The sequence below is a fragment of the Geodermatophilus sp. SYSU D01119 genome, assembly GCF_054049975.1.
On sequence record NZ_JBJGYL010000009.1, the window covers coordinates 128116 to 149431 of the forward strand.

Below are 21316 nucleotides of genomic sequence, written 5' to 3' on the forward strand. Positions count from 1 at the left end.
TCAGCCCTCCCCGAGCAGCAGGTCCAGGACGGCCCGCAGGTCGTCCTGCGACACCTCACCGGTGTACACGGCCGCGACCCGCCCCTCCCGGTCCAGCACGATCGTGGACGGGATGGCGTTGGCCGGGTAGTCCCGGAAGGTCAGCGCGACCTCACCGGCGGGGTCGTAGAGCGAGGGGAACTCGATGCCCTGGGTGTCGACGAACGCCTGGCCGAACTGCTCGTCGGCCTCCTTGACGTTCAGCCCGAGGAACGCCACGCCCTCGTCGCGGACCTCGGCGTACACCTCCTGGAACTGCGGCGTCTCCACGCGGCAGGGCGCGCACCAGGAGCCCCAGAAGTTGAGGACGGCGATCTGCCCGTCGAGCTCGTCGGAGGTCCACTCGCCGCCGCCGAGCAGCGTCCCGCCGAAGTCGGGGGCCGACTGGCGCTGGTCCTCGGGGATCACCTCGCCGGCGGGGGTACCGGCGACGAAGCGGAACTGCCCGCCGTTGGTGACGTCGACCTGGCCGTCGCCGGTGGAGCAGCCGGTGAGGACGGCGAGCGCGGCCCCGGCCGCGAGGAGGGCGCGCCTCATGCCCCGGGCACCGCGTCGGGGTCGGTGGCCCCGGCCGGCTCGGCGTAGTCGATCCGCGCGACCCGGTCGCCCTCGTAGGTCACCGACGTGACGCTGGCCAGCCCGCACTGGCGGCGGCGCGGGTCGTGCGCGTACCGCTTGCCCTCGAGGTGCAGACGCAGCGTCCAGATGGGCAGCTGGTGGCTGACGCAGACGGCGGCACCGCCGCGGGCGGCGTCGCGGGCGGCCTCGACGGCGAGCAGCATGCGGGCGGCGATCTCCACGTAGGGCTCGCCCCACGAGGGCCGCATCGGGTTGCGGAGCTTCCACCAGTGGCGCGGGGAGCGCAGCGCGCCGTCACCGACGCCGACCCGCAGCCCCTCGAAGGCGTTGCCGGCCTCGATGAGCCGCTCGTCGACGGCGACGTCCAGGCCGAGGGTCTCGGCCACCGGCGCGGCGGTCTGCCGGGCGCGCTCGAGCGGGCTGGACACCAGGTACGTCACGTCGCGGCCGACGAGCCACTCGGCGGCGCGCCGGGCCATGCCCTCGCCGGCCTCGGACAGCCGGTAGCCGGGCAGCCGGCCGTAGAGCACGCCCTCGGGGTTGTACACCTCCCCGTGCCGCAGCAGGTGGACGACGGTCGTCTCCATCAGGGCTGCAGCTCCTGGGCGTCCTTGGCGTCCTCGTCGGACGGCGCGTCGGCGGGGTCGGCGGCCGCCGCGGCGCGGGCGGCGGCGGGCAGCGCGTCGAGCACCTTCTCCACGGCCTCGTCGTCGAGGGCGGCGCTGACGAACCAGGCCTCGAACGCCGACGGCGGCAGGTACACGCCGCGGGCGAGCATCTCGTGGAAGAAGGCGCGGTGCGCCGCGACGTCCTGGGTGCGGGCGTCCTCGTAGTCGCGCACCTGGCGCTCGTCGGGCACGAAGAACACCGAGAACATCGAGCCGGCCTGCTGCACGCGGTGCGGGACGCCGGCGCCGAACAGCGCCGCGCTGGCGGCGCCCCGCAGGGTCACCGCCACCTCGTCGCAGCGGGCGTAGACCTCGTCGGTGCAGTGCCGCAGCGTGGTGAGCCCGGCGGCGACGGCGACCGGGTTCCCCGACAGCGTGCCGGCCTGGTAGACGGGGCCGACGGGGGCGAGCTGCTCCATGAGGTCGGCGCGGCCGCCGAACGCCGCGGCCGGCAGCCCGCCGCCCATGACCTTGCCGAAGGTGAACAGGTCGGCGTCGACGGGGTCCAGGCCGTACCAGCCCGAGCGGGACACCCGGAAGCCGGTCATCACCTCGTCGAGCAGCAGCAGCGCGCCGTGCTCGGCGGTGATCCGGCGCAGGTGCGCGTTGAAGCCGTCCAGCGGCGGGACGACGCCCATGTTGCCCGGCGCCGCCTCGCTGACGACGACGGCGATGTCGGACCCGCGCTCGGCGAAGACGGCCTCGACCGCGGCGACGTCGTTGTAGGGCAGCACGATCGTGTCGGCGGCCGCGCCGGTGGTGACGCCGGGGGTGTCGGGCAGGCCGAGGGTGGCGACGCCGGAGCCGGCCGAGGCCAGCAGCGCGTCGACGTGGCCGTGGTAGTTGCCGGCGAACTTGACGACGAGCGGGCGGCCGGTGGCACCGCGGGCCAGGCGGAGCGCCGAGAGCACCGCCTCGGTGCCGGAGTTGACCAGCCGCACCCGCTCGACGGGGGCGACGCGGTCGACGATCTCCTGCGCCAGGTCCAGCTCGCCCTCGGTGGGCGTGCCGAAGGAGAACCCGCGGCGGGCGGCGGCGGTGACCGCCTCGACGACGGCCGGGTGGGCGTGGCCGAGGATCATCGGCCCCCACGAGGCGACGAGGTCCACGTAGCGGCGGCCGTCGGCGTCGGTGAGCCAGGGCCCCTGTGCCTGCACCATGAAGCGCGGGGTGCCGCCCACCGCGCGGAAGGCGCGCACCGGCGAGTTGACCCCGCCGGGGGTGAGGCGCTGCCCGCGGGCGAACAGGTCGGCCGAGACGGGTGCCGCGTAGTCGTACCGGGTCGTGTCCAGCGAGGTCACGGCCCCAGTGTCCCCCTGCCGCCGGGACGGCCGTCGGGGGTGTCGCGGTCGGCGGGGTGTGACCCTGCGCTCCCCGGCACCGCGTCGAGCAGCGCCGCGGACAGCGCCGCGGGGTCGCGGGTGGGCACGAGCACGGTGCGCCCGTCGGCCAGCCGCAGCGGCAGCCCGGTACGCCCGCGCGGCACCGACCAGCCGCCGCCGAGCACCGGCGCGCCGGCGTCGACGCCCGCCGTCCCCGCGCGGACGGCGCGGAGGTGGGCGGCGTCGACGTCGGCCAGCGGCACCCGCTCGCGGCCGACCGACAGCGCGGCGTCGGGACCACCGGGCTCGACCCGGACGGTCCACGCCCGGCGCCCCGCGAGGCAGGCCGCGGCGACGATCCCGAGCACCGCGACGACGGCGACCAGCCACACCAGGGGCGGCACGTCGGGGCCGGGGAGCACCAGGTCCAGGACGCCGAGGAGCCCGAGGACCCCGGCGACCGTCCAGAACGGCCGCCAGGAGCCCCCGGGCTCGACGTGTCCCACGGTCAGCGGGTGAGCAGGCGCGCGGCCTCGACCGCCCAGTAGGTGAGCACCTGGCCGGCGCCGGCCCGCCGGATGGCGGTGAGCGTCTCGAGGATGGCCCGCTCGCGGTCGATCCAGCCGTTGGCGGCGGCCGCCTCGACCATCGCGTACTCGCCGCTGACCTGGTAGGCGCTCACCGGGACGTCGACGGCGTCGGCGACCCGGGTGACGATGTCCAGGTAGGGCAGCGCGGGCTTGACCATGACGGCGTCGGCGCCCTCGGCGAGGTCTTGCGCCACCTCGCGCAGCGCCTCGTCGGCGTTGGGCGGGTCCATCTGGTAGGTCGAGCGGTCGCCGAACTGCGGCGCACCCTCCGCGGCCTCGCGGAACGGCCCGTAGAAGCCGCTCGCGTACTTCGCCGCGTAGGCGAGGATCGGCGTCTCGGTGAAGGCGCGGGAGTCCAGCGCCCGGCGGATCGCCGCCACCTGCCCGTCCATCATCCCGCTGGGGGCGATGACGTGGGCGCCGGCCTCGGCCTGGGCGATGGCCACCGAGGCGTACCGGTCCAGCGTCGGGTCGTTGTCGACGACGCCGGCCGGCGTCACCAGCCCACAGTGCCCGTGCGAGGTGTACTCGCACAGGCACAGGTCGGCGATGAGCACCAGCTCGTCGCCGAGGTCGGCGCGCAGCTCCCGCAGCGCCACGTTGACGATGCCGTCGGCGGCGTCGGCCTGCGAGCCGGCCTCGTCCTTCTCGGCGGGGATGCCGAAGAGGACGAGGCCGCCGATGCCGGCCTCCGCCGCCTCGTGCGCGGCCTTCCGCAGCGAGTCGGTCGTGTGCTGGACGACGCCGGGCATCGAGCCGATCGGGACCGGCTCGGAGATGCCCTCCTTGACGAAGACCGGCAGCACCAGGTCCGCCGAGGCCACCCGGGTCTGCGCGGTGAGCCGGCGCAGCGCGGGCGTCGACCGCAGCCGGCGCCCGCGCGCGAAGCCCGGGTTCGACCCGCCCTGCGCCGGGGTCACTCCCCGGCCTCCGCCCGCTTGGCCTCGGCGTACTCGGCCAGCGCGTCGACCAGCGGCGCGACGGCGGCCGTCTCCGGCTGCACGTCGACCCGCAGGCCGAACTCCTGCGCGGTCGCGGCGGTGGCGGGGCCGATCACCGCGACGACGGTCTTGGCGTGCGGCTTGCCCGCGATGCCGACCAGGTTGCGCACGGTGCTCGACGAGGTGAAGCACACCGCGTCGAAGCCGCCGCCCTTGATCGCCTCGCGGACCGGCGCCGGCGGCGGGGCCGCCCGGACGGTGCGGTAGGCGGTGACGTCGTCGATCTCCCAGCCGCGCTCCTGCAGGCCCGCGGCGAGGGTCTCGGTGGCGATGTCCGCGCGCGGCAACAGCACCCGGTTGATCGGGTCGAGCACGTCGTCGAACTCGGGGAAGTCGGCCAGCAGGCCCTCGCTGGACTGGGCGCCGGAGGGCACCAGCTCGGGGACGATGCCGAACGAGCGCACCGCCTCGGCGGTCTGCTCGCCGACGCAGGCGACCTTCACCCCGGCGAACGCGCGGGCGTCGAGGCCGAGCTCGGCGAACTTCTCGCGCACGGCCTTCACGGCGTTGCCCGAGGTGAACACGATCCAGCCGTAGCGGCCGGTGACCAGGCCCTTGATGGCGCGGTCCATCTGGGCGGCGCTGCGCGGCGGCTCGACGGCGATCGTCGGCACCTCCACCGGCACCGCGCCGTAGGCCCGCAGCCGCTCGCTCATCTCGCCGGCCTGGTCCTTGGTGCGCGGCACGAGCACCCGCCAGCCGAACAGCGGGCGGCTCTCCCACCAGGAGAGCTTGCCGCGCTTGTCGACGGCGGCGCCCACGGTGGCCACGACCGGGCCGGTGAGGCCGGCGAGGTCGGCGGTCTTCTCGGCGACGGCCGACAGCTTGGCGGTGACGCTCTTCTGGCCGGTGCCCGAGCCGCCGCTGGTGACGACGACCGGGGTGCTGCCGGACAGGCCGCCCTCGACCAGCCGCGTGGCGGCGTCGGGGAGCTGCTCGGCGCCGGCCTGCAGCACCACGGGGGCGCCGAGGGCGGCGGCCGCGGTGCCGAGCGCGGCGACGTCGGTCTCGCCGTCGCGCAGGTCGGCGGTCAGCGAGGTGCCGCCCAGCGCAACGCCGGCGAAGGCGGGCACCGCGGTGGCCGGGGCGACGCCGGGGACGACGTCGAAGGGCACCGAGGTGCGGCAGACGGCGAGCACCTCCTTGACGGCGGCCTCGGAGGTGTAGGGGTCACCGGCGACCAGCCGGACGACGACGTCGCCGTTCTTCGCGGCGGCGACGGCGCTCTTGGCCACCTCGGCCGGCTCGCCGCTGACCGGGGTCAGCTCCAGGCCGGGCCGGTCCTCGCGGACGGCGTCGGTGAGGGCGGCCGGCACATCGGGGTCGACGAGCACGGCCGTGGCCTCGGCCAGCGCGGCCGTGGCGCGGGCGGTGAGCATCCCGGGGTCACCGGGGCCGGCGCCGACGAAGACGACGCGGCCGGGGGTCTTGCGGAAGCGCGTCATCGCGAGCTCCTGGTCCTTCTGGGGGTCCTGGCCCTGGTGGGGGCGTGTGCGGGGGTCTGGGTGCGCGGGTCCCGGCGGGTCACCGGGAGGCCGCCATGAGCGCGGCGGCGCCGCGGTCGAGCAGGTCGGCGGCGAGCTCGCGGCCGAGCCGCTCCGCGTCGCCGACCGGGCCGGTGAGCGAGCCGCGGACGCCGTCGCTGCCGTCGATCGCGGTGACCGACGCGCGCAGGTACAGCTCCGGGCCGTCGTCGCCCTCGGCCAGCTCCGCGTACGCGGCGACCGGGGCGCTGCACCCGGCCTCCAGCGCGGCGAGCGTGGTCCGCTCGGCGAGCACGGCGGCGCGGGTGGCGGGGTCGTCGAGCGCGGCGAGCAGCGCCCGCGTGCGCTCGTCGCCGGCCCGGCACTCCACGGCGAGCGCGCCCTGCGCGGGCGCGGGCAGCACCTGCAGCGGGTCGAGCGTCTCGGTGACCACCTCGAGCCGGCCGAGGCGGGCGAGCCCCGCGCGGGCGAGGACGACGGCGTCGAGGTCGCCGGGGACGACGCGGGCCATGCGGGTGTCGACGTTGCCGCGGATCGGCACGATCTCCAGGCCCAGGCCGAGCGCGCGCAGCTGGGCGACGCGGCGCGGGGCGCCGGTGCCGACGCGGGCGCCGGCCGGCAGCTCGCCGAGGGTGAGCCGGTCGCGGGCGACCAGCGCGTCGCGCGGGTCCTCCCGCGGCGGGACCGCGGCGAGCACCAGGCCGGGCTCCGGCGCGGTGGGCAGGTCCTTGTAGCTGTGCACGGCGACGTCGACGGTGCCCTCGAGCAGCGCCTGCCGGATCGCGGTGACGAAGACGCCGGTGCCGCCGAGCTGCGCGATCGCGGCGGCCGAGCGGTCGCCCTCGGTGCTGATGTGCACGAGCTCGACCGGCACGCCGCTGGCCGCGGTGAGGGCGTCGGCGACGGTCTGCGACTGGGTGCGGGCCAGCTGGCTGGCGCGGGTGCCCAGGCGCAGCGTGCCGGTGGCGGTGGCCGGTGTGCTCATGCCGCACCGCCGGGACGCAGGTCCTCGGGGTCGACGGCGACCGCCTGGGCCAGCCGCGGGCCGTCGGCGGGCACCTCGGCGTCGAGGCCGAGGCCGAACAGCGCGCGCAGGGCGTCGGCGTAGTCGACGCCGCCCGGCGTGCTGGCCAGCTCCTTCACCCGCACGGTGGGCTCGTGCAGCAGCTTGTCGACGACGCGGCGCACGGTGCGGGCGATCTCGCTGCGCGCGCGGGCGTCGAGGTCGGGCAGCCGGGTGGACAGGCGCAGCAGCTCGGCGTCGACGACCTCGGCGGCCTGGCTGCGCAGCGCGGAGACGGTGGGCGCGACGGCGGCGGCCTGCCGCTCGGCGCGCAGCAGCGCGGTCTCGGCCTCGATGAGGGCGTGCGCGGCGAAGACGTCGTCGGCGGCGACCGGGCTGGCCCCGGCCTCGCCGGCGGCCGAGCGCTCGCCCTGGAGCAGGGCCAGGTCGACGACGTGCACGCCGGGCAGCGCGGCCACGCCGGGGTCGACGTCGCGGGGCAGGGCCAGGTCGACGACGGCGAGCGGGCGCCCACCGCGGTCGGCCATGGCGGCGGCGACGACGTCGGTGCCCACGACCAGCCCGGTGGCGCCGGTGCAGGTGACCACGACGTCGGCGTCGGCGATCGCCGCGCGCAGGTCGGTCAGCTCGGCGGTGCCGCCGTCGACGGCGGCGGCCAGCCGCGCGGCCGACTCCGGGGAGCGGCTGGCGACGGTGACCAGCGCGCCGCGGCGGGACAGCGTGGTGGCGGCGAGCGCGCCCATCGACCCGGCGCCGACGACGAGCGCGGGGCGGCCGGCCAGCGGGCCGACGCGGTCCTCGGCGTGGTCGAGGGAGACGGTGACCAGGTTGGCGCCGGCGCGGTCGATGCCGGTCTCGGAGTGCACGCGCTTGCCGACGCGCAGGGCGTGCTGGGCGACCGGGTGCAGCGACCGGCCGACCGTGCCCTCCTCCTGGGCGAGGGCGTAGGCGGCGCGCAGCTGCCCGAGCACCTGCGTCTCGCCGACGACCATCGAGTCGAGCCCGGCGGCCACGGTGAACAGGTGCGCGACGGCCTGGTCCTCGTAGTGGACGGTCACGTACGGGGTGAGCTCCTCGACGCCGGCGCCGGCCTGGCGGGCCAGCACGCGGCTGACCTCGGCGACGCCGCCGTGGAAGCGGTCGACCTCGGCGAAGACCTCGATGCGGTTGCAGGTGGCCAGGACCAGCGCCTCGCTGACGTGGTCGCTCTCGACCAGCTCGTGCAGCGCCTTGACCTTGTCATCGGTGGTCATGGCGAACTGCTCGAGCAGCGCCACCGGCGCCGTCTGGTGGCTGATGCCGACGGACAGCAGACTCATGTCATCCCCCCGGCGAGCGCGTCCAGCCGGACGCCGGGGACGGCACCGCGCTGCTTGTCGAGGAACGCGAGGACCTGGAGCTCGACGGAGAGGTCGACCTGGCGGACGTCGACCCCGGCGGGCGCGCTCAGCGTCACCGGCGCGAAGTTCAAGATGCTCCTCACCCCGGCCGTGGTCAGCCGGTCGCAGATCGGCTGGGCCACCTCGGCCGGTGTCGCGATGACCCCGATCGTCGCCCCGGTGGCGGCCACGACGTCCTCGAGCTCGGCCACCGGGCGCACCGGGAGGCCGCCGATCTGCTGGCCCACCCGGGCCGGCGAGGCGTCGAAGAGCCCGACGAACTCGAAGCCGCGGCTGCCGAAGCCGCCGTAGCCGGCGAGCGCCGCGCCGAGGTTGCCGATGCCGACGAGCACGCAGGCGTGGGCGGTCTCCATGCCCAGCACCCCGGCGATGCGGTCGCGCAGCGTGGAGACCTCGTAGCCGACGCCGCGGGTGCCGCACGGCCCGAGGTGGGAGAGGTCCTTGCGCAGCCCGGCCGGGTTCACGCCGGCCGCGGAGGCCAGCTCACCGGAGGAGACGGTGCCCCGGCCGCCGTCGGCGAGGCCGGTGAGCACCCGCAGGTACACGGCCAGCCGGGCGACGGTGGCCTCCGGGATCCGGGGCCGCGACTGCATCACGGGCCTACTCCACAGCGGTCGCGCCCGGGCGACGGCGGGAGCCGAGGGGGGCGGACGACATCGGGGATCCGGGCGGTCGGCCGCCCGGCATCTGCCACGGTAACCGCTTGTGAACGCAGGAACAAAGTCGCGCGACGGGCTCCGGGCCCCGGGCCTGCGCGGATGCGGCGACCTGTGTCCGACACCATACCCGCGCGGATGACGGGAGGCCCGGCGGTCAGCCGGTCCCGAGGTCGCGGCGCAGGCGCGGGACGTCGACGGTGAAGTAGGAGTGCTCGCGGCCGTCGAGCAGCACGACCGGCACCCGGTCGCCGTACTCGGCCTGCAGCTCGGGGTCGGCGTCGACGTCGACCTCCCGGCTGGCCACGCCGGCCTCCGCCGCGATGCGGGCGAGCGTCTCGGCCGCGGTGACGCACAGGTGGCAGCCGGCGCGGGTGAGCAGCTCCAGCCGGGGCGCGGGGTCGGTCACCGGGCCTCCTCCGCGGTGAGGCCGAGCTCGCGCAGCCGGGCCCGGCTGACCTTGCCGGTGAGCGAGTGCGGGAGCGCCGGGCGGAAGACGACCGTCGTCGGCACCTTGTAGCGGGCCAGCGACGCGGCGGCGTGGGCACGGAGCTCTGCGGCGTCCACCTCGGCGCCGGGGACGGTCACCACCACGGCGACGACGGCGGCGCCGGTGCGCGGGTCCGGAACGCCGATGACCGCGCTCTCGGCGACGGCGGGGTGCGCGTCGAGCACGCGCTCCACCTCGGCCGGATAGACGTTGAATCCGCTGACCAGCACGAGGTCGCTGCGCCGGTCGACCAGGTGCAGGTCGCCGTCGCTGTCGCGGTGGGCCAGGTCGCCGGTGCCCAGCCAGCCCGCGGCGTCGGGGCCGTCGGCGCCGTCGGGCCAGAAGCCGGCGAAGAGGTTGGCGCCGCGCACCCACAGCTCCCCCGGCCCCTCGCCGACGTCCGGGTCACCGCCGTCAGGGGCGCCGGCCGCCTCGCGCAGCGCCACCTCCACGCCGGGCAGCGGGCCACCGATGCACGCCGGCTTCGACCGCCCGGTGGCCAGCGTGCTCGCCACCACCGGGCAGGCCTCGGTGAGCCCGTAGCCCTCCCAGACCCGCACGCCGGCGCGGTCGCGCATCGCCGTCCAGGTCTCCGCCGGCAGCGGCGCGGCACCCGAGGAAGCCAGGCGCACCGTGGCCAGCGCCCGCCGCAGGTGCCCGTCGCCGCCCTCGGCGTCGGCGACCGCCAGCCAGGCCTGGTACATCGGCGGCACGCCGGGGACGGCGGTGACCTGCTCCCGCTCGACGACCTCGAGGGCGGCCCGCGGGTCGAAGACCGGGAGCAGCACGGCGCACGCGCCGGTGGCCGCCACCAGGCCGAAGCCGGCGTTGAGGCCGTAGACGTGGAACAGCGGCAGGACCAGCAGCACCCGGTCGTCGGCGCGTACCGGCGGCGGGTCCAGGGCCAGGCACTGCTCCTGGTTGGCGCGCAGCGCCGCGGCGGTGAGCATCGCGCCGCGCGGTCGGCCGGTGGTGCCGCTGGTGTAGGCGAGGAACGACAGCGCGGCGGGGTCGTCGTCGTCCGCCGGCGGGTCGCCGTCGGCGTCGGGCGGGCCGGCCACCACCGGCACCCCGGCCACCGGCTCCCGCTCCGCCGCGGCCACGAGGAGCGCGGCCCCGGAGTCGGTCAGCACGTGGGCGACCTCGTCGTCGGTGTAGGCGGTGTTCACCGGTACGACGACCAGCCCGGCCCGCAGCGCCCCGAGGACCGCGCGGAGCCAGGCGACGCCGTTGGGCAGCTGCACGGCCACCCGGTCGCCGCGCCCGAGCCCGCGGGTGGACAGGGCGGCGGCGCTCCGGTCGACCAGCGCGTCGAGCTCGGCCCAGCTGAGCCGGGTGTCGCCGTCGACGACGGCGGGCGCGGCCGGCCGGCGCCGCGCGGCGTCCCGTACCAGCGCGGCGAGTCCCGTGGGCGCGGCGGGAGCGGGCGGGGTCACGGGCACCTCCTCCGGGCGGGAGCGGTCCCCCAGGGGAGGTACCGCGGGATACCGGCCGACCGCCCGGCGTGGACGGTTCGGAGTGATGTTGTCACCATGGGGCAGGACCCGCAGCAGTGCGGGACACCGCCGAGCTGGGAGGACCCCCGTCGGGCGAGCCGTCCGGGCTCGGCGGGCCGACGAGGAGGTCGACGTCCCGCATGCCGCAGTCGCGCCCGGTGGACGAGCGGTCGTCCGCCGTCCCGACCGGGCGGCGGCCCAGCCCGCGTCCCCGTCCGACGCCGTACCCGCGCGCCAGCGCGGAGGGCGCGCCGCCGGCGGAGCCAGCCGTCGACGCCCCCGACGTCGAGACCCCGGCCGCGGAGCCCGGGGTCCCCGCGCAGGACGTCGAGGACGACGGCGCGCTCGCCGAGGAGCTCGCCGCCCTCGAGGAGGCGCTGCCCGGGGACCGGGTGGACGTCTGGACCCTGGTCCGGCAGGCCCAGGACGGCGACGCCGAGGCGTTCGGCCGCCTCTACGACCACTACGTGACGCTGGTGTACCGCTACGTGCTGCACCGCGTGGGCGACCGGGCGCAGGCCGAGGACTTCACCAGCGAGACGTTCGTGCGGGCGCTGCGCCGGATCGACTCGCTGTCGTTCCAGGGCCGCGACGTCGGCGCCTGGCTCGTGACCATCGCCCGCAACATCATCCGCGACCACGTGAAGAGCAGCCGGTTCCGGCTGGAGGTCACGACCGCGGACATGCGCGACGCCGACCAGGCCACCGACGGTCCCGAGGACGCCGTCGTCGCCCGGCTGACCAACGAGCAGCTGCTCGCCTGCATCCGGCAGCTGGGCAGCGAGCAGCAGGAGTGCATCTCGCTGCGCTTCCTGCAGGGGCTGTCGGTGTCGGAGACCGCCGCGGTCATGGGGAAGAAGGACGGCGCGATCAAGGCGCTGCAGCACCGCGCGGTGCGGCGGCTGGCGAGCCTGTTGCCGGAGGGGCTGCGGTGACCGCCGGGACCCCGTGCGGGGGACCCGCCGTTGTTACCGGCCGGTACCCCGTAACGGCCCCCGACCTGCGTCGTTGCTCCCGTCGATCGACTCCTGACCGACCGACCGGAGGACGCAGGTGAGCGCCGAGCACGACGCCGCGGGCAGGCACCGCCGCGCGTCCGTGCAGGAACGCGAGCTCGCCGTCGAGGAGCGGCTCCGGGCCCTGGCCACCGACCTCGACGACGCGCCGGCGCCCGACTTCCGCGCCGCCACCCGCGCCCGGCTGGTCGCGATGGCCGCCGTCCGCACCCCGGAGCCCGCACCCCGGGGCGGCCTGGCCCGGCTCGCGCCGTCCCGGCGGCGCACGAACCCGTGGCGCGCCCGGCTCGCGGCCACGGTCGCCGGCGTCGCGGTGGCGGTCACCGCGCTCGGCACGCTGGTGGCCCTCTCGAGCGACGCGCAGCCCGGCGACGTCCTCTACGGCCTCAAGCGGGGCACCGAGCAGACCCAGCTCGCCCTGGCCGGCGACGAGCGGGGCCTGACCCTGCTCGAGTTCGCCACCACCCGGCTGCAGGAGCTCGACGCGCTGGTCGAGGCCACCGGGGGCGCCCCGCCGGCCGACCTCGTCCGCGACACCCTCGCGACGATGGACGCGCAGACCACCGAGGGCGCCGCGCTCGTGCTCACGCGCGCCGTCGAGGCCGCGGACGCCGCGCCGCTGACCGTGCTCGGCGGCTGGGCGCGGCAGCAGGGCACCCGGCTCTCGGACATCCGCGCCGCGCTGCCCGGCGAGGCCGGCACGTCGATCGCGCTCGTGGAGCAGGTCGGCTCGCGCGCCGCCGCCCTGCAGACCGCGCTCACCTGCCCCTCCGGCCCGGCCACCGCCGGCCGCGACGCGCTCGGCCCGCTGCCGGGTGTGTGCGGTGCCGCGCCGGCCGCGCCCTCGCCTCCGCCCACCGCCCCCGCGCCGGGGACGGCCACCCCCTCCGGCGAGCCGCCCGCCGGCCAGGACCCGGCGGTGCCCTCGCCGGTCCCGGCTCCCTCCGCCCCGACGGGCGGCGCGCCGGCACCGGCACCCGCCCCCTCGGGCGGCGCGCAGCCGACGCCGTCGGCGCCGACCGGTGGCAGCGTGCCGCCGGCCCCGGCCCCGGCCCCGGCCCCGCCCCCGCCCCCGGGGCTGCCGCTGCCGCCGCTGCCGGTCCCGGGCGGCACCGGGCCGACGTCGTCGTCGCCGTCCCCGGGCCCGCTGGTCGACCTCCCGCTGCCCATCTGCGTCTGGCCGCTGGTCTGCTGACGCCCGGCGGCCGTCCCGGCGGCTGCCGATAGGGTCGGGCTCGGGGGACCGCCGCGAGGCGGGGCCGCAGAGCCAGGGAGGGAGCCCGTGCCGGGACTGCCGTTCCGCGGCCGCCGCCGGTCGGACGCGGCGGCGACGTCGGAGGAGGAGCTCCGCGCGCACGTCGCCGGTCTCGCGTCGGCCGCCGCGGCGGAGGTCGAGCCGGTCCCGGCCGTCGTCCAGGACCGCGCCGCGGCCGCGTTCTTCGACGTCGACAACACGATGATGATGGGCGCCTCGCTGTTCTGGTTCGCCCGCGGCCTGGCCTCCCGCAAGTACCTCACCTCGCGCGACATCGCCCGCTTCGCCTGGCAGCAGGCCAAGTTCCGGGTGGCCGGCAACGAGAGCGCCGGCGACATGCTGACCATCCGGGAGACGGCGCTGGCCTTCGTCGCCGGGCGCGAGGTGTCGGAGATCGTCGACGCGGGCGAGGAGATCTACGACGAGCTGATGGCCGACCGGATCTGGTCGGGCACCCGCAACCTGGCCCAGCAGCACCTCGACGCCGGGCAGCGGGTGTGGCTGGTGACCGCGACGCCGGTGGAGCTCGCGCGGATCATCGCCCACCGGCTCGGCCTGACCGGTGCGCTGGGCACGGTGTCGGAGGTGGTCGACGGGCGCTACACCGGCCGGCTGGTGGGCGAGCTCATGCACGGTGAGGCGAAGGCCGAGGCCGTGCGGGCGCTGGCCGAGCGCGAGGACCTGGACCTGTCGCGCTGCACCGCCTACAGCGACTCCGCGAACGACCTGCCCATGCTGTCGCTGACGGGCACGGCGGTCGCGGTGAACCCCGACACCGAGTTGCGCGCCGTCGCCCGGTCCCGCGGCTGGACGATCCGCGACTTCCGCACCGGCCGGAAGGCCGCCCGGATCGGCGTCCCCACGGTGGCCGCGGCCGCGCTCACCGGCGGCGTCGTCGGCGGCGCCCTCGCCTTCCGCCGCCGCAAGACCGTCTGAGGAGGGGACCCGGAGGGTCCCCGACGAGGAAGCGCCCGCAGGCGCGGCGCCGTCCCAGGACGCTCCCGGCCGCGGGGGCCCACGCGAGCCGCCCTGTGAGGCGGCGCGACGAGCGGCGCCCGGAGGGTCCCCGAGGAGCGGCGGGTGCGGCTCGACGCCACAGGGGGACGGCACCTGGCCGCGGTGTCGGCCGGAGGCCGACGGATGTCAGGAGAAGACGGAGCTCCGCTGCAGGAGGAGCTGGTAGATCGACTGCTGGATGGTCTCGCGGACCTGGTCGGTCAGGTTGAACACCAGCATCGGGTCCTCGGCGGCCGCCGGGCCGTAGGACGCCGTCTCGATCGGCTCCCCGAACGCGATCAGCCACTTCGACGGCAGCGGCACCAGGCCGAGCGGGCCGAGCGCCGGGAAGGTGGGCGTCACCGGGAAGTACGGCAGCCCGAGCAGGCGGGCCAGCGTCTTCGCGTTGCCGATCATCGGGTAGATCTCCTCGGCGCCGACGATGGCGCACGGGATGATCGGCTTGCCGGTGCGCAGTGCCGCCGTGACGAAACCCCCGCGGCCGAACCGCTGCAGGGTGTACCGGTCGCGGAACGGCTTGCCGACGCCCTTGAACCCCTCGGGGAACACGCCGACCAGCTCGCCGCCGCACAGCAGCCGCTCGGCGTCCTCGCTGCAGGCCAGCGTCGCGCCGAACTTGCGGGCCAGCGAGCCGACGACGGGCAGGTCGAACACCAGGTCGGCGCCGAGCAGCCGGAAGCGCCGCTGCGCCGGGTGGTCGTCGTGCAGCGCGACGGTGGCCATGAGCGCGTCGACCGGGACGGTGCCGGAGTGGTTGGCCACCACGAGCGCGCCGCCGTCGGTGGGGACGTTCTCGACACCGGAGGTCTCCACCCGGAACCAGCGCGAGAACAGCGGCCGCAGCAGCGGCAGCAGCACGTGGTCGGTGAGGTCGGGGTCGAAGCCGAACTCGTCGGTCTCGTACTCCCCGGTCAGCCGGCGGCGGAGGAACTCCAGGCCGCCGGCGACCTGCTCGTCCCAGCTCGGGTCCGACGGCGGCGGGACGTTCGGCTGCTCGTCGTCGGGACGCAGCCGGATGACGCGGGCCTCAGGCATCGCGCACCGCCCGCAGCCCGGGGGGCGCCGGGGCCGGCCGCAGCCTGCCGTGGACGGTCGTGCCGACGGTGGTGGCGACCGAGCCGGCGCGGTGCACCAGGCCCTCCGCGCGGCCGGCGAGGTCGCCGACGAGCGCGGGCGGGACGACCGGCGGCACGGTGCGCGCGTAGTCGGCGAGCGCCTCGGACGTGGTGTAGCGGGGCGTGTAGCCGAACTCGGTGCGCAGCACCGTGGTGTCGACGACGCGGCCGAAGTTGAGGAAGCGCATCTGCTCGGGTGAGTAGTCGACGAAACCGAACCGGCGGGTGAGCCGGCTCAGCGACCCCAGCGCCGGCGAGGGCACCGGCAGCTGGAGCCGACCCAGGCGGCGGATGACCTGCGACAGCAGCAGCGTGCCCTCTCCCCCGACGTTCACCGTGCCGGCGAAGTCACCGGTGGTGGCGCGGGTGAGCACGCCGAGGGCGTCGTCCTCGTGCAGCAGCTGCACTCGGGCGTCGTAGCCGAGCGCCGTGGGGACCACCGGCATGCGCAGGAACCCGGTGAGCACCGAGTCGATCCGCGGGCCGATGAAGTTGGTGAACCGCAGGACGGCGACCCCGACGTCGGGACGGCGGCGCGAGAACGACCGCACGTAGCCCTCGATGTCGAGGCTGTCCTTGGCGAAGCCGCCGGAGGGGACGCGGCGGGCCTGCATCCGCTCGGTGAAGACGGCCGGGTCGCGCGGCGAGGCGCCGTAGACGGCGCTGGTCGACTTGAGCACGAGGCGGCGGACCGAGGGGGCGCGCTGGCAGGCGGCGAGGAGCTGCATCGTCCCGATGACGTTGAGCTCCTTCATCGGCCCCCGCCCACCGGCACCGGCGGGTGTGGAGCTGATGTTCATGTGGACGACGGTGTCGACCCCCGCGGTGGCGATGACCTTGCCGATCAGCGGGTTGCGGATGTCGGCGCGCACGAACTCGGTGCGGCCGAGGCGGCGGAGCAGCTCCGCCGACGGGGGGACGGTGTCGACCCCGATGACCCGGTCGATGGCCGGGTCGCGAGCGAGCTCGGCCGCCAGCGCGCCACCGAGCCACCGGCTCACGCCGGTGACCAGGACGACCGCGGGCGGCACGAGCGTCAGCTCACTTCTTGTTGCGACGCTGCACGCGGGTCTTCTTCAGCAGCTTGCGGTGCTTCTTCTTCGCCATCCGCTTGCGGCGCTTCTTGATGACCGAACCCATGTCCTGCTCCCGACGTGTTGGCCGCGTGGCGTCCGCCGGTGGCCGCAGGGGCGGAACCGGACGCCACGCGAGTGTGGATCAGCTCGTGTGCGACGGCTCCGGCCGGGGCCGGGGTTGTCGCTCGGCGCCCGAGCCTACCCGGCGCCCCCGCGGCGACGCTGCCGCGGGAACCGGGCCGGACGGATCCCACCCCGAGGGGTGGGGGCGCCGATCGACGGTCGATCGGTGGTGCTGCGTGGTGGTGCTGCGTGGTGGTGCTGTGGTGCGGCCGCGGCGGGGTGCCACGGCGACCGGGCCGCGCCCGGTCAGGCGGTCACGACTCAGGCGATGTCGGTGTAGGCGTCGCGCAGGTAGTCCTGGACGGCGCGCTCCGGGACGCGGAACGAGCGGCCGACGCGGACGGCGGACAGCTCGCCGGCGTGGACGAGGCGGTACACGGTCATCTTGGAGACGCGCATCATGCTGGCGACCTCGGCGACGGTCAGGAAGGTGACCGCGGCGCGCGGCTGCGGGACCGCCGGGCGGCCGACCGGCACGGCGGCGGGGTGCTGCGGGCCCACGGGGCGGGCGACGGCGGCGGCCGGGATGGGGCGGGCCATCGGGCGGGGGCCGGGCACGGCCGGGCGGACGTAGGCGGCGTTGGTGCGCTGGGGCATGGTCATGATCAGCTCTCCGGACCTAGCACGAGTCGGGCGCCGGCTTCCCCACCGGCTACGGGACACGCACGTGCTGATACAGAGAGTAGGGGGGCCCGCGTGACTGATGCGATGGAAGAAACGAACACGGGGAACGGTCCGTCCCTGGCAGAACTACACCTATGCAACTCGCTTCACAGCCGTATCGGCGCGTCCACGAGGAGATGTGTCGACACGGTGACGCAGCGTCCACCCATCAGCGCCTGAGCCGGGGTACGGTCACCGGCTCCCGTCGGGACGGCCCAGCTCCACCGAGCGCCGCGCGGCCGCCTCGATGGCCGCGATGAGCGCCGAGCGGACGGAGTGCCGCTCCAGCTCCCGGATGCCGGCGATCGTCGTCCCGCCCGGGCTGCTCACCGCGTCCCGCAACTGGGCCGGGTGCTCGCCGGACTCCCGCAGCATCACCGCCGAGCCCAGCGCCGTCTGCACCACCAGCTCCGTCGTCAGCGCCCGCGGCAGGCCCAGCAGCACGCCGGCGTCGACCATCGCCTCGACGAGGTAGAAGAAATAGGCCGGGCCGCTGCCCGACAGCGCCGTCACCGCGTCCTGCTGGTACTCCGGCACCCGCGCCACCCGGCCCACGGTCGACAGCAGCGCCTCGGCCTCGTCCAGCTCGGCCTCGCCCGCCGACGCCCCGGCCGACAGCACGCTCATGCCCTCGTCGACCAGCGCCGGGGTGTTGGGCATGACCCGCACCACCGGCACGCCGGCGGGCAGGGCCGCCTCGATGGTCGCCGTCGAGATGCCCGCGGCGATGCTCACCACCAGGTGGTCCGGGCCGACCGACGGCGCCAGCAGCTCCAGCAGGGCCGGCAGGTCCTGCGGCTTGACCGCCAGCAGGAGCACCCGCGAGCGCGCCGCCGCCTCCTCGAAGGAGACGACGTCGATGCCGTAGCGCGCCGCGAGCTCCGCGCCCCGCTCCGGGTGCCGCTCGCAGACGACGACGCCGTCCGCGCCCTGCCGCCTCACCAGCCCCGCCAGCAGCGCCTCGCCCATCTTGCCGCCGCCCAGGACCGCCAGGCCCCGCCGCTCGCCCATCCGCCCGCTCCCGCCTGTCGAGGTACCGGTCGGACCGTAGTGCGCCGGGGTGTGCCGCCCGGGGGCCCCGGGTAGCCGCGCCCGCATGGCAGGAGAACTGGACGGGATGAAGGTGGCCGTGCTCGCGACCGACGGCGTCGAGCAGGTCGAGCTCGAGCGGCCGTGGCAGGCGCTGGAGGAGGCCGGGGCCGAACCGGAGCTCGTGTCGCTCGACGGCGGCACGATCACCATGTACCAGCACATCGACAAGGGCGACACGAAGAAGGTCGACACCACCGTCGCCTCGGCCGACCCCGAGGACTACGCCGCGCTGGTCCTGCCCGGCGGCGTCATCAACGGGGACTTCGTCCGGGCCGACGCCGACGCCGTCGCGTTCGTGAAGGCGTTCTTCGAGGCGGACAAGCCGGTGGCGGCGATCTGCCACGCGCCGTGGGTGCTCGCCGAGGCCGACGTCGTCCGGGGGCGGCGCATGACGTCGTGGCCCTCGCTGCAGACCGACCTGCGCAACGCCGGCGCCAAGTGGGTGGACGAGGAGGTCGTCGTCGACGGCAACCTGACCACGAGCCGCAACCCCGACGACCTCGACGCGTTCTCCGCGGCGATCGTCGAGCAGTTCGCGCAGGCCGACACCGAGGCCGACGAGGACGAGTGAGCCCCGGCCGGGCCGCTCGCCGCGTCAGGTGGCGGCGGCGAGCAGCCCGGCGGCCGGGGCGATGGTGAGCAGCGTGCCGGCGAAGACGAGGACGGCGACCAGCTTCGGCCCCACCGGCTCCCGGCCGGTGCGGCTGCGCCAGGCGCCGACGCCGGCGACCAGGGCGGTCACCGCGAGCGGGGCGAGCACCACGGCCACCTGCGGGAGCTGCTCCCACACGACGGTGGACAGGAAGTAGATGCCGACGCCTGCGGCGAGGGCCAGCACCAGCTCGCCGGCGAACCGCAGCCAGGCGAGCGCGCCCTCCTTCGCGCCGAGCGGCTCGTCGAGGACGTCGGTCTCGCCGGCCCGGGTCACCGGGATCGGGCCGGTGGCCGGCGCGGGATCCGCGGCGCCGGGCACGCCGGGCTTGCGCGAGGGACCGCCGAGACCGGGGATGGCGGCCGTCGTCGGGCCGTCGGGCCCGCGACCGGCCGTCGCCGGGGCGCTGCGCCCGGTGTCCCGGTCGGCGTCGCGGGCCGGGCGGGCGGCCTCGCGCTTCCGGCCGGGGTCCCGCCCGGTGTCCGGGACCCGCCCGGTGTCGGAGGTCCGGCCGGTGTCACTGGCGCGGCGGCCGGGGTTGGGGCGGCCGCCGTCGGTGTCGGACTCCCGCGAGCGCTGCTTGACCGGGATGTCGCCGGTGTCCCCGCGGCGGCGCCGGGCGCTGCGCGGCGCCTCGATGCCGGCCTCGCGCAGGATGTCGGCCAGCGGCCGGCCACCGGTCTCCGGACCGGGCTGTGACATCACGCGCCTCCCAGGGAGTCGAGCCGCCGGAGGATGACGCCCTCCCGCAGGGCCCACGGGCAGATCCGCACGGAGGGTAGATCCAGAGCCTGCATGGCGGCCTGCGCCACCACGGCGCCGGCCGGGACCTGGTGCGCGCGGTCGGGCGACACGCCGCGCAGCTCGGCCAGCGCGCGGGACTCGATCCGGGACACGAAGCCGATGAGCTGGTCCAGCCCGCCGGCGCTGAGCTCCCGCGGCACCCGCAGCCCCGCCGAGTACGGCGCGGCGCCGGTGAGCCGGGCGAGCGTGCGGAAGGTCTTGCTGGTGGCGGCGACCAGGTCCGGTGGCCCGGCGGCGCGCAGCTTCTTCGCCGCGGGCCGCAGCACGTCGGAGGCGTGCTCGCGCAGGGCGTTGAGGGCGGCGAGGTCGGGACGGCCGCCCGTGGCCGCCTCGGGCAGGAACCGGCGGGTCATCCGGCCGGCGCCCAGCGGCACCGACAGCGCCACGTCGGGGTCCTCGTCGGTGCCGGTGGCCAGCTCCAGCGAGCCGCCGCCGATGTCGAGGACCAGCAGCCGCCCGGCGCTCCACCCGTACCAGCGGCGGACGGCGAGGAAGGTCAGCCGCGCCTCCTCCTCCCCGCTGGTCACCTGCAGGTCGACGCCGGTCCGCGAGCGCACCCGCGCCAGCACGTCCATGCCGTTGCGCGCCTCGCGGATGGCGGAGGTGACGAGTGCGAGGACCTCGTCGCACTTCTCCTTCTCCGCCTGGTCGCAGGCCTTCTGCACGGCCTTGACCAGCGCCTTCTCGCCCTCCTTCGACAGCACGTCGTCGGCGCCGACGTGCTCGGAGAGGCGCAGCAGCCACCGGTCGTCGTGCTGCGCGGTGGGCTCGGCGCCGCGGTGCGCGTCGACCACCAGGAGGTGGACGGTGTTCGAGCCGACGTCCAGCACCCCGAGCCGCATGGCCCCAGTCTGCCTGGCCCCCTCCGGAGGCTCGTGGCGAGCGGAGCGAGGCAGGAGAGGGACGGGGTCCTCCGTCTAGCCTGGGCGGGTGCAGGACGTGCCGCCCGAGGTCGACCCCGACTTCGCCCGCGAGTGGGTGGAGTTCCCCGACCCGGCCGACCCGCGGCACCGGGTCCGCGCCGACCTCACCTGGCTGTCCTCGGCCTGGACCTGCGTGTTCGGCCGCGGCTGCGCCGGCGTCGTCCCCGGCCGGGCCGACGACGGCTGCTGCAGCCACGGCGCCTTCTTCAGCGACGAGGACGACCTCGCCCGGGTGACCGCCGCCGTCGCCGACCTCACCGACGACGACTGGCAGCTCGCCCCGGTGGGCCGCGGCGCCTGGACCGAGGAGGACTCCGCCGACGACGTGGCCCCCGAGGAGGGCGGCGTCCGCTCCCTGCGCACCCGCCTGGTCGACGGCGCGTGCGTCTTCCTCAACCGGCCCGGCTTCGCCGGCGGCACCGGCTGCGCGCTGCACCGCATGGCCCTGCGCGAGGACCTGCACCCGCTGCTCACCAAGCCCGACGTCTGCTGGCAGCTACCGGTGCGCCGCGAGCAGGAGGAGGTCGAGCGGCCCGACGGCAGCACCGTGCTGGTCAGCACCATCGGCGAGTTCGACCGCCGCGGCTGGGGGCCGGGCGGCGCCGACCTGCACTGGTGGTGCACCGGCTCGCCCGCCGCGCACGTCTCCCCCGAGCCGCTGGTGCTCACCTACGCCGCCGAGCTGGCCGCGCTGGTCGGCCCCGACGCCTACGCCGAGCTGCTCCGGCTCACCGAGGCGCGGCTGGACCAGGGGCTCGTCGCCCCGCACCCGGCCAGCCCCGCACCGGTGTCCCTGACGCTGCTCCCCCGGCGGCCGGGAGCCTGAGACCG

23 protein-coding genes are annotated in these 21316 nt (G+C 76.5%); 5 read left to right on the forward strand and 18 right to left on the reverse strand.

Annotated features, from left to right (window positions below; translation table 11 throughout):
- The 11 genes from ACI79X_RS09530 to ACI79X_RS09580 form a co-directional block, all read right to left on the reverse strand.
- On the reverse strand, positions 1 to 576 hold the full coding sequence (locus tag ACI79X_RS09530) for a TlpA family protein disulfide reductase (protein WP_457025157.1): 576 nt from the start codon (positions 574 to 576) through the stop codon (positions 1 to 3).
- Positions 573 to 1205, reverse strand: coding sequence for a histidine phosphatase family protein (locus tag ACI79X_RS09535; protein ID WP_457025158.1), 633 nt, complete (start codon positions 1203 to 1205; stop codon positions 573 to 575). Before ACI79X_RS09535 ends, ACI79X_RS09530 begins: the two co-directional genes overlap by 4 nt.
- Positions 1205 to 2587, reverse strand: coding sequence for a glutamate-1-semialdehyde 2,1-aminomutase (gene hemL, locus ACI79X_RS09540; protein WP_457025159.1), 1383 nt, complete (start codon positions 2585 to 2587; stop codon positions 1205 to 1207). Before hemL ends, ACI79X_RS09535 begins: the two co-directional genes overlap by 1 nt.
- Complete coding sequence (locus tag ACI79X_RS09545; RefSeq protein ID WP_457025160.1) at positions 2584 to 3114, reverse strand: hypothetical protein; 531 nt, start codon at positions 3112 to 3114, stop codon at positions 2584 to 2586. Before ACI79X_RS09545 ends, hemL begins: the two co-directional genes overlap by 4 nt.
- Before the next feature lie 2 nt (positions 3115 to 3116).
- The gene (hemB, locus tag ACI79X_RS09550; protein WP_457025161.1) at positions 3117 to 4118 is read right to left on the reverse strand and encodes a porphobilinogen synthase; all 1002 of its coding nucleotides are present in this window, start codon (positions 4116 to 4118) and stop codon (positions 3117 to 3119) included.
- Positions 4115 to 5644: a uroporphyrinogen-III synthase gene (locus tag ACI79X_RS09555; RefSeq protein WP_457025162.1), complete on the reverse strand. Its 1530-nt coding sequence runs from the start codon at positions 5642 to 5644 to the stop codon at positions 4115 to 4117. The genes hemB and ACI79X_RS09555 overlap by 4 nt, the downstream gene beginning before the upstream one ends.
- A 79-nt stretch (positions 5645 to 5723) precedes the next feature.
- Positions 5724 to 6668 carry a hydroxymethylbilane synthase gene (hemC, locus tag ACI79X_RS09560; RefSeq protein WP_457025163.1) on the reverse strand — a complete coding sequence of 315 codons (945 nt, stop codon included), beginning with the start codon at positions 6666 to 6668 and terminating at the stop codon, positions 5724 to 5726.
- A complete protein-coding gene (locus ACI79X_RS09565; protein ID WP_457025164.1) occupies positions 6665 to 8026 on the reverse strand; it encodes a glutamyl-tRNA reductase in 1362 nt (453 codons plus the stop codon). The genes hemC and ACI79X_RS09565 overlap by 4 nt, the downstream gene beginning before the upstream one ends.
- Positions 8023 to 8700 (reverse strand): redox-sensing transcriptional repressor Rex, encoded by a 678-nt coding sequence (locus ACI79X_RS09570; protein ID WP_457025165.1) that lies wholly within the window; start codon positions 8698 to 8700, stop codon positions 8023 to 8025. The genes ACI79X_RS09565 and ACI79X_RS09570 overlap by 4 nt, the downstream gene beginning before the upstream one ends.
- 220 nt (positions 8701 to 8920) lie before the next feature.
- Positions 8921 to 9172 (reverse strand): glutaredoxin family protein, encoded by a 252-nt coding sequence (locus ACI79X_RS09575; protein ID WP_457025166.1) that lies wholly within the window; start codon positions 9170 to 9172, stop codon positions 8921 to 8923.
- Positions 9169 to 10689, reverse strand: a complete 1521-nt coding sequence (locus ACI79X_RS09580) for a class I adenylate-forming enzyme family protein (protein ID WP_457025167.1) — start codon at positions 10687 to 10689, stop codon at positions 9169 to 9171. The genes ACI79X_RS09575 and ACI79X_RS09580 overlap by 4 nt, the downstream gene beginning before the upstream one ends.
- A 200-nt stretch (positions 10690 to 10889) precedes the next feature.
- Between ACI79X_RS09580 and ACI79X_RS09585 the strand changes: the two genes are divergently transcribed.
- The 3 genes from ACI79X_RS09585 to ACI79X_RS09595 all read left to right on the forward strand — a co-directional run bounded on the left by ACI79X_RS09585 (position 10890) and on the right by ACI79X_RS09595 (position 13956).
- A complete protein-coding gene (locus tag ACI79X_RS09585) occupies positions 10890 to 11684 on the forward strand; it encodes a sigma-70 family RNA polymerase sigma factor (protein ID WP_457025168.1) in 795 nt (264 codons plus the stop codon).
- A 118-nt stretch (positions 11685 to 11802) separates the two neighbouring features.
- Positions 11803 to 12960 (forward strand): DUF5667 domain-containing protein, encoded by a 1158-nt coding sequence (locus ACI79X_RS09590; protein ID WP_457025169.1) that lies wholly within the window; start codon positions 11803 to 11805, stop codon positions 12958 to 12960.
- Between the two features lie 87 nt (positions 12961 to 13047).
- Positions 13048 to 13956: an HAD family hydrolase gene (locus tag ACI79X_RS09595; protein ID WP_457025170.1), complete on the forward strand. Its 909-nt coding sequence runs from the start codon at positions 13048 to 13050 to the stop codon at positions 13954 to 13956.
- A gap of 207 nt (positions 13957 to 14163) precedes the next feature.
- On the opposite strand, the gene ACI79X_RS09600 is transcribed toward ACI79X_RS09595, so the two are convergent.
- From ACI79X_RS09600 to proC, 5 genes are all read right to left on the reverse strand, one after another.
- Positions 14164 to 15072, reverse strand: a complete 909-nt coding sequence (locus ACI79X_RS09600; RefSeq protein ID WP_457025171.1) for a lysophospholipid acyltransferase family protein — start codon at positions 15070 to 15072, stop codon at positions 14164 to 14166.
- Positions 15065 to 16183 carry an NAD-dependent epimerase/dehydratase family protein gene (locus ACI79X_RS09605; protein WP_457025172.1) on the reverse strand — a complete coding sequence of 373 codons (1119 nt, stop codon included), beginning with the start codon at positions 16181 to 16183 and terminating at the stop codon, positions 15065 to 15067. Before ACI79X_RS09605 ends, ACI79X_RS09600 begins: the two co-directional genes overlap by 8 nt.
- A 10-nt stretch (positions 16184 to 16193) precedes the next feature.
- The gene (locus ACI79X_RS09610; RefSeq protein ID WP_012854759.1) at positions 16194 to 16292 is read right to left on the reverse strand and encodes a 30S ribosomal protein bS22; all 99 of its coding nucleotides are present in this window, start codon (positions 16290 to 16292) and stop codon (positions 16194 to 16196) included.
- Positions 16293 to 16612: 320 nt separating this feature from the next.
- Positions 16613 to 16954: a helix-turn-helix domain-containing protein gene (locus ACI79X_RS09615; protein WP_457025173.1), complete on the reverse strand. Its 342-nt coding sequence runs from the start codon at positions 16952 to 16954 to the stop codon at positions 16613 to 16615.
- A 252-nt stretch (positions 16955 to 17206) separates the two neighbouring features.
- A complete protein-coding gene (gene proC / locus ACI79X_RS09620) occupies positions 17207 to 18025 on the reverse strand; it encodes a pyrroline-5-carboxylate reductase (RefSeq protein ID WP_457025174.1) in 819 nt (272 codons plus the stop codon).
- Positions 18026 to 18110: 85 nt separating this feature from the next.
- Between proC and ACI79X_RS09625 the strand changes: the two genes are divergently transcribed.
- Complete coding sequence (locus ACI79X_RS09625; protein ID WP_457025175.1) at positions 18111 to 18677, forward strand: type 1 glutamine amidotransferase domain-containing protein; 567 nt, start codon at positions 18111 to 18113, stop codon at positions 18675 to 18677.
- 24 nt (positions 18678 to 18701) lie between these two features.
- Here the strand turns inward: ACI79X_RS09625 and ACI79X_RS09630 are convergent, their stop codons facing one another.
- Entirely contained in the window at positions 18702 to 19460 is a 759-nt protein-coding gene (locus tag ACI79X_RS09630) for a hypothetical protein (RefSeq protein ID WP_457025176.1), read from the reverse strand.
- A complete protein-coding gene (locus ACI79X_RS09635; RefSeq protein WP_457025177.1) occupies positions 19460 to 20404 on the reverse strand; it encodes a Ppx/GppA phosphatase family protein in 945 nt (314 codons plus the stop codon). Before ACI79X_RS09635 ends, ACI79X_RS09630 begins: the two co-directional genes overlap by 1 nt.
- A gap of 88 nt (positions 20405 to 20492) precedes the next feature.
- Here ACI79X_RS09635 and ACI79X_RS09640 point away from each other — a divergent pair, with 88 nt between their 5' ends.
- Complete coding sequence (locus ACI79X_RS09640; protein WP_457025178.1) at positions 20493 to 21311, forward strand: hypothetical protein; 819 nt, start codon at positions 20493 to 20495, stop codon at positions 21309 to 21311.
- Positions 21312 to 21316: the final 5 nt, after the last annotated feature.